The organism is Pseudodesulfovibrio halophilus DSM 5663, from assembly GCF_059568665.1.
The window spans coordinates 123406-137620 of the sequence record NZ_JCANTV010000011.1 but is presented as its reverse complement, the minus strand read 5'-3'; the positions used below and the strand labels follow the sequence as shown (position 1 = coordinate 137620).

General features: G+C 61.0%; 11 protein-coding genes and 1 tRNA gene. 2 read left to right on the top strand and 10 right to left on the bottom strand.

The window, feature by feature from the left end; all coding sequences use genetic code 11:
- Positions 1-74: 74 nt before the first annotated feature.
- Positions 75-1277 carry an OmpP1/FadL family transporter gene (locus BR24_RS09550; RefSeq protein ID WP_496541264.1) on the bottom strand — a complete coding sequence of 401 codons (1203 nt, stop codon included), beginning with the start codon at positions 1275-1277 and terminating at the stop codon, positions 75-77.
- Between the two features lie 249 nt (positions 1278-1526).
- Here BR24_RS09550 and BR24_RS09545 point away from each other — a divergent pair, with 249 nt between their 5' ends.
- Positions 1527-1988 (top strand): hypothetical protein, encoded by a 462-nt coding sequence (locus BR24_RS09545; RefSeq protein ID WP_496541263.1) that lies wholly within the window; start codon positions 1527-1529, stop codon positions 1986-1988.
- A 36-nt stretch (positions 1989-2024) separates the two neighbouring features.
- Here the strand turns inward: BR24_RS09545 and metG are convergent, their stop codons facing one another.
- From metG to murA, 7 genes are all read right to left on the bottom strand, one after another.
- Positions 2025-3974 (bottom strand): methionine--tRNA ligase, encoded by a 1950-nt coding sequence (gene metG / locus BR24_RS09540; protein ID WP_496541262.1) that lies wholly within the window; start codon positions 3972-3974, stop codon positions 2025-2027.
- A gap of 38 nt (positions 3975-4012) precedes the next feature.
- Positions 4013-5116 carry a PSP1 domain-containing protein gene (locus tag BR24_RS09535; protein WP_496541261.1) on the bottom strand — a complete coding sequence of 368 codons (1104 nt, stop codon included), beginning with the start codon at positions 5114-5116 and terminating at the stop codon, positions 4013-4015.
- Between the two features lie 153 nt (positions 5117-5269).
- Positions 5270-5668, bottom strand: a complete 399-nt coding sequence (locus BR24_RS09530; protein WP_496541260.1) for a response regulator — start codon at positions 5666-5668, stop codon at positions 5270-5272.
- 79 nt (positions 5669-5747) lie between these two features.
- Positions 5748-6575, bottom strand: a complete 828-nt coding sequence (locus tag BR24_RS09525; protein WP_496541259.1) for an MBL fold metallo-hydrolase — start codon at positions 6573-6575, stop codon at positions 5748-5750.
- Between the two features lie 37 nt (positions 6576-6612).
- Positions 6613-7473 carry an HDOD domain-containing protein gene (locus BR24_RS09520; protein WP_496541258.1) on the bottom strand — a complete coding sequence of 287 codons (861 nt, stop codon included), beginning with the start codon at positions 7471-7473 and terminating at the stop codon, positions 6613-6615.
- A 43-nt stretch (positions 7474-7516) separates the two neighbouring features.
- A complete protein-coding gene (locus tag BR24_RS09515) occupies positions 7517-9955 on the bottom strand; it encodes a DNA internalization-related competence protein ComEC/Rec2 (RefSeq protein ID WP_496541257.1) in 2439 nt (812 codons plus the stop codon).
- A gap of 18 nt (positions 9956-9973) precedes the next feature.
- Positions 9974-11230 carry a UDP-N-acetylglucosamine 1-carboxyvinyltransferase gene (murA, locus tag BR24_RS09510; RefSeq protein ID WP_496541256.1) on the bottom strand — a complete coding sequence of 419 codons (1257 nt, stop codon included), beginning with the start codon at positions 11228-11230 and terminating at the stop codon, positions 9974-9976.
- Positions 11231-11303: 73 nt separating this feature from the next.
- Here murA and BR24_RS09505 point away from each other — a divergent pair.
- Positions 11304-11379, top strand: a tRNA-His gene (locus BR24_RS09505).
- Here the strand turns inward: BR24_RS09505 and BR24_RS09500 are convergent.
- Both BR24_RS09500 and selB read right to left on the bottom strand, forming a co-directional pair.
- On the bottom strand, positions 11358-12128 hold the full coding sequence (locus BR24_RS09500; protein ID WP_496541255.1) for a lipid-binding SYLF domain-containing protein: 771 nt from the start codon (positions 12126-12128) through the stop codon (positions 11358-11360). The two genes, BR24_RS09505 and BR24_RS09500, sit on opposite strands and share 22 nt — an antisense overlap.
- 41 nt (positions 12129-12169) lie before the next feature.
- Positions 12170-14080 (bottom strand): selenocysteine-specific translation elongation factor, encoded by a 1911-nt coding sequence (selB, locus tag BR24_RS09495; RefSeq protein WP_496541254.1) that lies wholly within the window; start codon positions 14078-14080, stop codon positions 12170-12172.
- Positions 14081-14215: the final 135 nt, after the last annotated feature.

The window sequence follows — 14215 nt, the reverse complement described above, 5'->3', positions numbered from 1 at the left end:
CAACAATAAAGAAGGCGGGAACCCTCCGCGGAGGGCTCCCGCCTTGATGCGGTCATGATTGCAGCTTCGTGCGGCTAGAAACTGTAGCCGATGGTCAGACCGCCCACGAGGGCCTTGCTGTTGTGGATGTGGGCGGTTTCGGGGATGCCGTCGGTGGGGCGCGCTTCGATGACGCGACCTTCGTTGCGGACGTACATGCCGGAAAGGTCAAGCGTCCAGTCGCCGTACTTGTATCCGTAACCCAGCGAGTAGATGTAGCGGTCGCTGGTGGGAAGCATGAAGTCTTCGCGACCTTCCTGAATCGGGCTTTCGTCATAGACGAAACCGGCTCGCAGCACGTGGGAATCGGTCAGGTCGTACTCCATGCCGAGAGCGTAGCGCATGACGTCGTTATAATTCTTGACCGAGGTGACGGAGGCGGTCCCGCCGTCATAATTGTATTCGATGCCGTCGTAAGAAGACCAATGGGAGCGGATCACGTCGAAGTCGAACCGCAGGTCTTCGGTGGGCTTGTAGGCAATTCCGGCGGTGATGCTGGAGGGCAGGTTTGCGATCATGGTGGTCAGGGACCCGTAACCGGGGGGATGATTGGAATTGGATTGGGTCCCACGGCCGACCATCTTCTGCTCGGCGCGATACACAAGACCAACACTCCACTGGTCGTTGAACTCGTAGCGGGTGGAAAGGTTCCAGCCGACGGTCCAGCCTTCCGCGTTGATATGAACATCGCCAAGAGCAGCGTGCATCTTCTTCTGTTCGAATGCGGCACGCATAATGTCCATGCCGCCTGCGACGGACCAGTCGTCGGTAAGCTTGACAGCCATTACGGGGGAGAGAGTGAAGCTCTTCATCACCGCCTTGTAGACGTTTTCCGCACCGGCCCAGTCGTGGTCGTAGTTTGTTCCGACGCCGAAACGGGAGTATTCGCCGAAGCCGACCCAGAGCTGATCGTTGATCTGCTGGGTGAAGTAGGCGTGCGGGATGGTATAGACCTTGTTCTTGGACTTGTAGGTTTCGCCGCCCATGTTCACTTCCGCGCTGGGTGCCACAAAGCTGGAGCCGACCATCGCGTGGGCGCCTTCAAGCTGGGTGATCCCTGCCGGATTGTATGCAATGGCCGAGGCGTCGTCCGCAAGCCCTGTCATTGCACCGGCCATACCGTTTCCGCGGTTGCTCCACTCATAGAGAGCGAACCCGGCCGAAAAGCCCTGCGCCGCAAACCCGACGACGAGAATCGCCGCCAGCAGCACCGCCCGGCAAGCATTACTCCGTTTCATACTTTCCTCCCCTCTTCTGCTTGACGTATACCTATTGCATGAAAAAGCCGCGCCCAAAGTCATTCGGAGACCCCAGCGCGCGGCGCGAGTTCCATTTTCCTGACAAAGTCAAGCAGCTTGTAACCAGTCTGTAAAAAATTGTAAACAAAAGTTTTAGCTAAACAGTTGTTTTAATTAAGCGTTTACATGCCTAACCCGGCATGATTCTGGCATACGATACTCCAAAGGCAAAATGTTCCGGAGACTCGAATGCGTTTTCATCTGGATCTCAAAGAAAAGGGGTTCTACTCCATGATGGGCATCGGCGGGCTTGCCGGGCTCATGGAGGGAACCATGTCCAAGGGGTTTGCCCTGCACTACATCTTTCCGGGCGCGATACTGACCATCAGCTCCGCGTTCGTTGGCGGGCTGTGCGGGTTCCTCATTAAGGACCTGTGTCGCGTCATCAGGGGCATGAAGCCCTACCGGGGTGTCTACAACGACGGCATGATTCTCGGCGGACTCGCCGGCACACTGGCAGGTACGGTAATTCAGGTCGCCGGAAGCGCGGACGGGGCCAACCTTCTCGTGGGTGCCGTGGTGGGCAGCTTTGTCGGCTCCCTCTCCGGCGCATTCCCGGACGAATTCGTCACACCCATCATCCAGCTCATGCAGCGCGCACCGGACAGAAAAAACACCGGTGATAGCCAGCAAAGGGTCAGGCAGGAATAAAAAAGCCCCGGCTGAACCGGGGCTTTCGCTTGTAATCTAGCTGACCTTGCTCCCTGGCACCACTTCATCGGTGGGCGTGAGAAGTTGCATTCCCTCGTCGGTTTTCACGGCCAGTATCATCCCCTGCGAAAGTTGCTTGCGCAGCTTGCGGGGCTTGAGGTTGGCAACCACGACCACCTGCTTGCCCTTGAGATCCTCGGGGGAGAAGAATTCGGCCAGTCCGGCGACGACCTGCCTCGGCTCGCCCTCGCCCATATCCACCTGAACCAGTAGCAGCCGGTCGGCGTCGGGATGCACCTCGACACCGGTCACGGTGCCGACGCGCAGGTCCAGCTTCTGGAAATCCTCGAACTCGATGAACCCATTGTCCTGCTGCTTGGGCGCGTTCTTCTTGCCCTTGCCGGACTTTTTCTCCTTGGCGGACTCCATGGACGTGGAAGGCTCGGGCTCAGGCAGCTCGACACGCGGGAAGAGGTTGGAGGTCTTGGCGATCTCCACTTCGGACTCCAACAGCCCCCAGACGTCCACTTCCTTGGCAAGGTCCACCTTGCGCGGGTCGAAGCAGATGCCCAGCTGTTGAAGCATGTTCTCGGACGCCTCGGGCATGACCGGCCAGAGGTGGACGGCGATCTTGCGCATGTTTTCAAGCAGCACGTAGATAACCGTGGCGAGACGCTCCGTTTCGCCGTTCTTATTCAGCGTCCACGGAGCGGTGATATCGATATACTTGTTCAGGCCTCGAACCAGTTCCCAGAGTCCTTCCAGTGCGCGGGAGAACTTGAACTCCGAGAACATGGCCTGATACGTCTTCATGGCCTCGCGGCCGATCTTCTTGATCTCCGCATCCTCGATCTCCTCATCCACAGGCGAAGGGACCTTGCCCTCGAAATACTTGTGGGTCATGGAGAGAGTGCGGTTGAACAGGTTGCCGAGGTCGTTGGCGAGATCGGCGTTGAGCCTGCCCACAAGCGCCTCTTCGGAGAAGGACGCATCCTGCCCGAAGGACATCTCCCTGAGCAGAAAATACCGGAAGGCATTAAGTCCGTAAGTGTCTTTGAGCTTGAGCGGCTCCACGACGTTGCCCAGCGACTTGGACATCTTGGTGTCCTTGACCAGCCAGTAGCCGTGCACGTTGAGGTGCTGATACGGCTCGATGCCCGCGGCCTTGAGCATGGTGGGCCAGAAAATGGCGTGCGGCTTGAGAATGTCCTTGGCAACGAGGTGATTGGCGGCGGGCCAGAAGTCCCGGTACAGGTCGCCGTCGGGATAGTTCAATGCGGTCAGATAGTTGATGAGCGCGTCGAACCAGACGTACGTGACGTAGTCCTTGTCGAAGGGCAGCTCGATTCCCCACGTCAGGCGCGATTTGGGGCGGGAGATGCACAGGTCTTCGAGCGCGCCGGAGTCCAGCAGGCTGAGGACCTCGTTGCGGTACCGCTCGGGACGAATGAAATCGGGATTCTTCTGGATATGCTCCTTCAGCCAGTCCTGATACTTGGACATTTTGAAGAAGTAGTTTTTTTCAGAGATATATTCGGGAACGGTCTGGTGGTCCGGACACTTTCCGTCCTCCAGCTCTTTCTCCGTATAGAAGCGCTCACAGCCGTAGCAGTAGTGTCCGCCGTATTCGCCGAAATAGAGGTCTCCGGAATCGTAAACTTTCTGCAGAATCTCCTGAACCGTGCGGATATGCCGCTCCTGCGTGGTGCGGATGTAGTCGTCGTTCTCGCACATGAGATCCGGCCACAGCGCCTGAAATTCCGCAGAGATGCCGTCCACGTATTCCTGCGGGGACATGCCGTTCTTTTCCGCGGCCTGAACTATCTTGTCGCCGTGCTCGTCCGTGCCGGTCAGAAAGAAGGTGTCCCTGGACATCAGCTTGTTGAAACGGGTCAGGGCGTCGGCAACGATGGTCGTATACGCGTGTCCGAGATGCGGACGCGCGTTGACGTAGTAGATGGGGGTCGTAATATAAAAACGTTCCAAATCAGTCGCTCCTGTGGCGAAGTGATGCGTGATCGGGGTTATTCCTCTTTTTTCTGCCGGGGGGGCCGCTTGCCCTTCTTGCGCTTGGGGCGGCGTCTGGGCTGGCGGGGTTTCTTGGCTCCACCCTCACGGTCTTCGGAGCCGCCCTTGGGCGGGCGTCCGCCGGGCTTGCCTCCGCGCGGCTTGCGGCGAGGCGGCTTGCGGCGAGCGTTCTGCCCTTCCTTCTCCTCGTCGGAAACGCCGCCTTCGGCACGCTGCGGCTGGATCTTGCGGGGCTGCTGCTCCTGTCCGGAGGCGGGCTGACCCTGCTGGCGGGGGGCTTCAACGCTACCCTCGGCCTTGTTGACGATTTCTTTCCACTCGTCAAGGGGTATCTCCCGCTCTTCATTGCCTTCGAGCAACAGCGTCAGGCTCTTCTTGAAGAAGTTGGAACGCAGGACCTTGGCCTGTCCGTAGGCTGTGGGATAGCGCTTACCCACCTTGGGGGACTCGCGGTTGAACTCCTCGTAGCCCTCCTGCTCGTAACTCAGGCAGCACATGAGGCGGCCGCAGATGCCGGAAATCTTGGTGGGGTTGAGAAAGAGGTTCTGCTCCTTGGCCATCTTGATGGTCACCGGAGCGAACTTGCGCAGGAAGCGCCTGCAGCAGCAGAGCTGACCGCAGTTGCCCACGGCGCCGAGCATCTGCGTTTCGTGACGCACGCCGATCTGCCGCAGCTCGATGCGGGTGCGGTATTCGCGCACGAGATCCTTGATCAGTTCGCGAAAGTCGATGCGGCCCGGAGCGGTGAAGTAGAAGATCATCTTGGAGCGGTCGAAGAACACTTCGACCTCCACGAGCTTCATGTCCAGCTTTCTGTTGGTGATGCACTTGCGGCAGAACCGGTAGGCGTCCTTGGAGAGCTGGTCGTTCTCTTCCTGTGTCTTCTCGTCCTCTTCATTGGCAAGGCGATAAATGGGCTTGATGTCTTCGTCCATTTCTCCGTCCGGTGGTGCCTGACGGACCTGGACCACGTCGCCCAGCCCCATGCCCTGATCGGTCTTCACGATGACTTTCTGGCCTTCGCGAACGACGTACGGACCGGACGAGAAATTGTAAACCTGTCCGTAATCGCTGAATTTTATTCCAAGTATTTGACTCATATAAATTATCCCGCACTCTACCCTGCGGGGTGGGATCAAGTGAGGCAGAGGCGGTCAAGGCCCGACGATTTCCCGAGAGCGTCGCACAACGCAAAGCGGCCACGTTCGTTGCCGTGGCCGTCCGAAAAAAGGGACGCTCGAAACCGTCCGCGATCAGTCGAGAACGCCGAGACTCCGCAATTCGCCCAGCAGCTTTTCCTCGTCGATGGGCTTGACCAGATAGGACGTCGCGCCTCCGAGAAAAAAGGCGTCATGGGTTTCCTTGTTGTCGTCCAGCATTGTGGTTACGATGACCTTGGCCTCGGCCTGCGGATGGACTTTGTGCTCCTTTTCAATGGAGCGAATTTCCTTGAGGGCTTCCTGCCCGTCGAGTTCGGGCATGAGAAGGTCGAGACAGACGATACCGTACGGGTCGCCTCTCCCGAGCGCCGCCCGGAAGGCCTCGATGGCCTCCTCGCCGTTCACGGCGATTTCGCAAGAGGCGTAGGGCCTCAGGATTTCGTGAATCATGTTCCTGCTGTAGAAATCGTCGTCCACGATCAGGGCTTTCATGCAATCCCTCCGAAAAACAAAGCAATGGTTACCAACAACCCGGGAACATTTGCACGTTTCCGGGTCAAAAGCAAGCGGCCTAAAGGCGCACCACGTGCTCGCTGGCCATGGCGAAACATTCGATATCCGCGCCCCGGCGCTTCAACTCATTCCGGCAATCGTCCACTATCGCCGCCACTTCCACGTCCTTACGGCCCGCACCGTGATGAAACAGGCCCAGCGCCTTGACTCCGGCCGCTTCCGCCAGGCCCACCGCATCCATCCAGTGGGAGTGCCCCCACCCCACATGGGCAGGATATTCCGAAGGAAGATACTCGGCGTCATGCACCAGCAGGTCCGCGCCCTGCGCGAACTCGGCATAGCCTTCCGGCGTCAGCCCCTGCCCGTGCACATGGGAAAGCTCGTTGTCCGTGAGAAAGACGAAGGACCGGCCGTTCTCCTCGAAGCGATAACCGAGCCCGCCACCGGGATGACTCAGCGGCACCGTGCTCACATCGAGATTTCCGAGTCGGAACGCATCGCCCTGCGGAAAGAACTCCATGCCGGAAAAAAGATCTTCGAAGGGTACCGGAAAGAACGGGTGGGCCATGACAGTCTTGAAGCATTCACGGAGCGGAATTTCGATGGGATCGCCGTGGACCCTCACCTTTCCGCGAATCGGGACCCTGAAAAAGGGCAGTCCCATGAGGTGGTCCCAGTGGAGATGGGTGAAGACCTGATCACATTCGAGGATGCCTTCCTCAAGCATGCGGTCTCCGAGAGGACGCAGCCCAGTGCCCGCGTCGATGATCACGATCCGGTTGTCGTTGTCGCGGATCTCGATGCAGCACGTGTCGCCGCCGAAGCGCGTATACCTTGCTCCGGAAACGGCTATGCCTCCCCTCGCTCCCCAGCATCGTACTATCATAGGGCCTCCGGTTTGGCGTTCGACTGACTTCAGGCTTCTAGGCTCCGGCCTCCGCCAGCTTGATGAAAATTCTTGCCCGATCCACTTCCGCGTCGAGGTCTCCGAGATCGTCCGCCAACTCCTTCAGGCTCATGCCGAAACGCTTCTCCACCACCGGCGGCAGGCCGCGAACCTCGAAATCCCCCGCCGAACCGAATGACAGCATCTTGGCGATTTCATTGCCCGCATGCACACACAAAGTCATGAGGTCTCCGGATGAGGCAGAGGGAACGTGGTGACACCTCACCGCTTCCGCGACCTCCGGCGAAAGATTCCACTTCCTCGCCAGCATGGCACCCACTTCGGGGTGTCCCATGTTGAAGACCTCCACCTCGGCGTCCACCAGTGCGCACCCCGGCTCCGAGGCCATCCGCAGCACTCTGGAATACTCCGCCTCGGAAGGCCCCACCATGACAAGTTTCCCTATATCATGAAGAACGCCTGCGAGGAAGTATTCCGTGCCTTCTTCGACGGAAGCACCCATTCTTTCGGCGAGGAGCCGCGCACAGACCCCTGTCGCAAGGCTGTGCAGCCAGAACTCTCCGGCCTCCACCCCTCGTATGCCGCCTGCGGGGAACGCGCCGACGCAGGCAAGCCCGACGGCCAGATTATGAAGGGTCCGGGTGCCGAGAAAGACCGCGGCACGCTGAAGGGAGGCCGCGTCATCGTTCTTTTCGCAGAACCGGGAGTTGACGAGACGCAGCAGCTTGAGGCTGAAAACAGGGTCCCGTCCGAGCGTTTCCACGAACTCCACGGCCCCGCACTGCCCGGCACAGTCCATGGCCAGAAGGCCTTTGACCGTGCCCGGAAGCTCCGGCATGGCTTCTACGGCTCTTACAATCTGATCGTTTGCTTCCATGTGCGACGCATCCTGTTGAATCAAGAGCATCTGCTTACCCCATTCACGGCATCGTGACAACCGACCGGGACTCCTGAACGGTTCCACCCCGTCCCGTATCGATTTGCGGCAAAGCCTCGGGCTCAGACCAGCGCAGACGCACCGCACCATCATTATCCGTGCTGTACAGGCGGGCTTTCACCCTTTGCAGTTCGCGAAGCACCTCGGGCGTCGGAAACCCGTAACGATTGTATTTCCCGCAGGAGACAAGGGCCAGCTCCGGGTTCACGGCATCCAGCGCCTCGGGATGCACACTCCCCGCGCTGCCGTGGTGCGGCACCACCGCCACCGGCGCGTCACACGGGGCGTCACTCTCGGACAGGGCCTGAAGAGCCCGGCCTTCGGCGTCTCCGGGCAGCAGCGCCAACGGCTCCCCGCGCCACTCCACCCGCAGTATCAGTGACCGGTCGTTGCTGTCCCAGCCTTCGGCCTCGGCAACGGGTCCCAGCGCCCGGAACGTCACCTGCCCCGCATGGAACGTCTCCCCATACGATAGTATCCGATCCGGAATACCCCGTCCCTCAATTGCGGAAGCAATGCGCCCTCCGGCAATGCCGTCCGGGGGATCGCCATTGCCGATGAAACGCCCCACCTCGAAGCGTTCGGTTATCCACGCCAGCCCGCCCATGTGGTCATGGTCTGCGTGGGACATGACTACGGCATCGAGCCGCGGCGGCCTGCCGTGCGCCACATATGGACCGACAATGGCCCGGCCGATGTCGAAGGTCCGGCCGCCGACGCCGCCTCCGTCCACCAGGACCCTCCGTCCGCCGGGCGCGGAGATCAGCACGGCCTGCCCCTGCCCGACGTCGATCATGTCCAGCCGCACGCCGCGCGCGTCCTGAACCATCACCTGTATGTGCGGGATGAAAAGCATCAGCGTACCGAGGGCGGCCACGGCGAGTTGCCTCCGCGGCGCAAGCGCAGCAGCAAGCAGCACTGCGAAACCGAGCATCTCGGGCCAAAGAGGACGCAACACTGCATTCATGGGAGCAAGCCCGGCGTCGCGATACCAGTGCAACACGTCCAGCAGCGCCGTCATCACATGCGAAGCGGCCAGTACAAGAGCGCTACCGATCTCACCCAGCGGGGCGAACATCCCGCCTAAGGCTCCAGCAAACATCCCCGCCATGCCCAGAGGCATGACAACGAACCCAACCACCGGCACCCAGACAAGATTCAGGACAACATCCGGGGCCACCGTGCCGAAACCGCGGGCCACCACAGGCAGCAGCGCGATATTGGCGGCTATGCCGATGCACAGCAGCGCGGCGGCGGCATCCAGCACCCTGAAGAGGGCCCCGCGCCCACGTACGGCTATCCGGCGACGAAGCACGGGAAACAGGAAGGCGATCCCGGCCACGGCGCAGGCCGACATGCGCAGTCCGGTGTCAAAGACGGCAAGAGGGTCGAAAAGAATGATTATGGCCAGAGCCGCAAACAGGCCGTCAAGGAGTGCGCGTCCGCGCCCCGCAAGCAGCAGGCCTCCCCAGCAGAAGAACATGAGCGAGGCGCGTGTGAGGGATGCCGAAGGCTGACCCAGCCACCAGTAAAGCGCGACAAGCGGCATGGCCAGCAACACCGCCATCTGCGGGCGCGGCAAACTCAGGTAGACTCCCGGCCGAATGAATCCGGCAACGTGGGCCAGCAACAGGCCGAACAGGGCGACGTAGCCGACATGCAGACCGGATAGCGCGAGGATGTGGGCAAGCCCGGCCGCCCGCACCGCGTCGAGCGTTTCGGGCATGATATGCGTCCGGTCGCCCGTGAGCAGGTTCAGGACCACTGCCCCGCCCTGCCCTTCCGGCAGGGCGTCCGTCACCGCATCGTGCAGCCCCGCCCGGAGCTGCCACAGCGGCGCGTCAGGGGGCTTTCCCCAGCGGATGTCGGCTTTGCCTATGCTCCAGCCGCGCCAGAAAACGCCCTCTCTCTGCCAGTACGCTTCATAATTCCACAGCCCGGGATTGGCAAAACCGGCCAGCGGCTTCAGGTTGACCGGAACCGACAGCGCCTGCCCCGGCTCCGGGGTCCGTCGGGGATATTTCCACGTCCAGACCATTTTCCCATCAAGCGGGCGACGGATGCCTCGACCCTCCACAGACAGACCGTTCAGGACCATCTGCAGGCGCATGTCCGGTTTGGTCCTCACAGACTCTACAGTGCCATGCACCATGACCTTCTCCCCCGGCTGCACCCACGAGGGAACTGGCGGCGGCTCCGGGAGTACGGCCCCGGCATAAAGAAATCCGGCGGCGGCGCAAAGCGCCGGAACCGCCGGATGAATACGTCGTCTTCTCAGGATGGCGTCCACGACCAGAAGCACGCAGAGCGCCGCTGTGGGCGCACCCCACGACTCGACGGAGAGGACCCCGAGGGCGTAGGCAAGCAGGCATATCTGCCACGGGAGGAGGCCCGGCACCCGGGTCGTCTCAATGCCGGTCAACGCCTCTCCCTGCCCGCGCTATTCCTTTTCGCGCCAGATGTTGGCGCCGACTCCGGAGAGCTTGGCCTCAATATTCTCGTACCCGCGGTCAAGATGGTAAATGCGAGAAATCTCCGTCTTGCCCTCGGCTGCCAGCCCCGCAAGCACAAGGGATGCGCTGGCCCGCAGATCGGAAGCCATGACCGGCGCGCCCCGCAGCGGCTTGCCTCCGCGAATGACAGCGGTGCGACCCTTGAGCCGGATGTCCGCGCCGAGCCGCGCGAGCTCCTGCACATGCATGAAGCGGTTTTCAAAAATCTTCTCCTCAATGGAGCCGGCACCTTCCGCGACGCACATGACAGACATGAGCTGGGCCTGCATATCGGTAGGGAATCCCGGGTACGGCTGCGTGGTAATGTCCGTTCCCACGAGCGGTCCGTCGCGGCGCACGAGCACTCCGCCGTCGCGCTCCTCCAGCCATGCGCCCATCTCGCGCAGCTTATAGGCCACCGCGTCCAGTTCGTGATACGGGCAGTCCTCGATGAGCAGTTCGCCGTCCGTGATGACGGCGGCGCACATGTAGGTGCCGGCCTCGATGCGATCGGGCATGACCTTGTAGCGGCATCCGGTGAGCTTCTCCACGCCCTCCACACGGATGACGCTGGTGCCGTGCCCGGATATCTTCGCACCCATGGCGTTCAGGAAGTTGGCAAGGTCCGTGACTTCGGGTTCGCGAGCCGCGTTTTCGAGAATGGTCTCCCCTTCCGCGAGGCTGGCGGCCATGAGCAGGTTCTCGGTTCCGCCCACAGTGGGGAAATCGAAGGTGATATGCGCTCCCTTCAGCCGGCCCTTGCAGTAACCTTTTATATAACCTTCGGTGAGTTCGAACTCCGCCCCCATGCGCTCCATGCCCTTGAGGTGCAGGTCCACCGGCCGCGCGCCGATGGCACAGCCGCCCGGCAGGGCGACGCGGGCCTCGCAGAGCCTCGCCAGTAGCGGCCCGAGGCAGAGCACCGAAGCGCGCATGGTCTTGACCAGCTCGTAAGGGGCTTCCGGAACGAGGTTCGTGGCCTCGGAAGTGACGCTGTTGTCGTCAAAGGTAGTCTCGCAGCCGAGGATATCCAGCAGTTTGAGGGAGGTATGAATATCGCGCAGGCGCGGCACATTCTCCAATTCCACCTTGCCCTCGGCCAGCAGGCAGGCCATGAGGATGGGCAGCGCGGCATTCTTGGCGCCGCTGACGCGGATGTTGCCCTCAAGAGGGCCGCCGCCCCCCTGTACGATGAGTTTATCCATGAAAATTTTCCTTTTTTTGAAATCTACGCTTGACCACGACGAGGGAGTCGTATAGTTCTACGGCCCTCATGCGGTGGGTGTAGCTCAGTTGGTAGAGCACCTGGTTGTGGCCCAGGTGGCCGAGGGTTCAAGTCCCTTCACTCACCCCACTGGAATATTTAGGCGAAACTTCGGTTTCGCCTTTTTTCATTTCCGGCCTGGCGAGCCTTTCCAGCAGGCTCATGAATGCGGTCTTTCGCTTTCCGGCCTTTCCTTCAAGAATCTGCTTCGCGTCGACCCCGTCGCCCCACACAGCGGCGTTGAGCCGGGATCGCGCGTTCAGCACCCCGACCTCCACGCCGGCACCGGCGTAAAGACCCGAAAGTTCGGTAACGACAAGCATCTCGGGATTCGGATCGTCCCACTTCGCGTTGTCCTGAAACCCGGCATCCAGAAACTCGACGGCAAATGACGCACCGCCGATCACCCCGTGTTCCATGAAATTCTCCAACGCTTCCGGCGTGCGGAAGGCAAAGACAACCGACTGCACCCTGACCCCCGCCTGCACGCCGACACCCGGCGCGCCGATGCTGTAGAAAGCCGGGCCCTGCCAGTCGCCCCGGTCATCGCGCACCGCGAGCACCCCGGAACCGCCACGAACCGAAAAGATGAAGGCGGCCTTGCCGTATGTGGGGATGACGAAAACGGCGTGCGCCGTCTGCAGATAGTCATGAAGGCGCTGTTGAGAGTCCTCCAGGAGGAACCGCTCAAGCGTGTTCGCGGCTTCGGCGTCAAGGGATTCGGCGGGCTCCGAGTAGTCCTTGGGCGGCTTGTGGGCCGCGCATCCGCTCAGGCCGAGGGATGCGACAAGGACCAAGCAGGTCAGGACAAACGTTGCACGGGCTATGACACGTCTCATGATCTTGCCCTAATTGGCACGGTTCGGCCTGTCAAGCGGCTTTATACGCCGGACTTGCGCAGCTTGCGCACATCGCCGACGCGGACGGTGAGCCGCTGCTTGTCGAAATATTCGAGCACGGGGATGGCGTACTTGCGAGACAGGTCGGTGATGCCCTTGAAGTCCTGCGCGCCCATTTCCTCGTTGTCGTCAAAAAACCTGATGATCCGGTTGCGGATGTCCTCCAGCGCCGGGGCGTGATAGTACATCTCCTCCTTGATCTTCACCAGCTTGCCCTCGTCCTGCAGGTGCCGGAACACCGGGGCGGCCTGCTTGAAGTCCATTTTGGTCGGCTCCAGCACATCCTTGAGGTTGGGGGGCCTGATGCCGCCCTTCTCGTAGGCGCCGAGGATGAGTTCGCGCACCTTGGCCGTGTCCGAAGCAAGGGACACCTTGTGGTCCTTCAACCTAAGGATTTCCTGATCGCCGACCACGTCGCCCTTTTTCATGAGCCGCTCCAGCACCAGATGCAGCAGCTTCGCGGGCAGCTTGCGGCCCCACGTGGAGGCCAGCTCCCCGCGCTGGACGCCGGGCTTCATGGACTGCTTCTTGTGGAACTCGGTCAACCACGCCACAAGGCCTTCCATCAGCTCCGAAACAAGCGGCCCGTATGCGTAGCGACGCTCGTCCTTGTCGAACATGAGCGCCAGCTGCTTACCGGCCATGCCGTTGAGGGTCTTCTCCAGCGCCTTGCTTTCAAGATCGGTCATGGTCAACAGTTCGGCAAAGCTGCGGCCCTGCGGTCCCGCGAGGTCGAGCTGCGCCGCGATGACTTCCTCGGGCGATTCGGCAGTGAGCGCTTCCAGCTTTTTCTGTGCGTCGGAAAATCGCTTCACCTTGTGGCCGACAGGGCTGAGCACACGTCCGCCCGCGATGGTTCGCAACGGCGAAAAGGATCGCAGCACGATGCGGTCGCCGTAGACCGAGGCCAGCGGCTGAGTGAAGCGGACCTGACAGACAGCGGTCTCCCCCGGAGCCAGTTTGTCTCGATCATTGAGATATATCCGGGCCATGATCTCGCGCGAGCCGTGGTGGAAATGCACTTCCTTGCGATGCTTGAGCGCCCGCGGAGAGGATTCCAGCATGGTCAACTCGATGTCCCAGACCTGTGACGGGAACATGGTGCCGGGGCGGGCGAGGATTTCACCACGCGAGACGTCCTGCACTTCAAGGCCCTGAATATTCACTGCGGTGCGGCGTCCGGCCGGGGCCACCTCCACGCCCTGTCCGTGGGACTGGAGCGTCCTGATGCGCGCCGGGGTTTCGTCGGGATACAGGACCACGTCATCGCCCACCTTGAAATTCCCGGAGATAAGCGTCCCGGTGACCACGGTGCCGTAGCCCTTCATGGTGAAGGTCCGGTCCACGGGCAGTCGCGCCAGATCGGAACGGCGCTTGGGCGCGAAGCGGTCCATGAGCTTTTTCAGCTCGGCTCTGAGTTCGGGGACGCCCTGCCCGGTGTGGGCGGATACGGGGATGATCGGTGTGCCGCCGAGGAAGGTGGGTTCAAGATAGGAGGCCACTTCCTCCTGCACCATCTCCAGCCACTCCTCGTCCACCATGTCGGTCTTGGTCAGGGCCACCATGCCGGTGTCGATGCCGAGCAGAGAACAGATTTCCAGATGCTCCCGCGTCTGCGGCATGATCCCTTCGTCCGCGGCGATGACCAGCAGCACGAAGTCGATGCCTGCGGCACCGGCAACCATGTTCTTGACGAAACGCTCGTGCCCGGGAACGTCCACCACGGACAGGCGCGAGTCGTCGTCAAAATCGAGAAAGGCGAATCCCAGTTCGATGGTGATGCCCCGCTTCTTCTCTTCGGAGAGGCGGTCACAGTCGATACCGGTCAGGGCCTTTACCAGCGTGGTCTTGCCATGGTCGATATGACCGGCGGTACCCATCACTACAGGCATTTTATCCCCTTGAACGCTTGTATGAAATTCCAATTGTCGCAGTGAGCGCGCATGGTAGAGCAAAAGGGCCGCAATCTCAAGAAGAGCGCGCAAAAGGTCTTTCGCCTGTCCCCTTCACTCAAAGGCAAAAGCCCG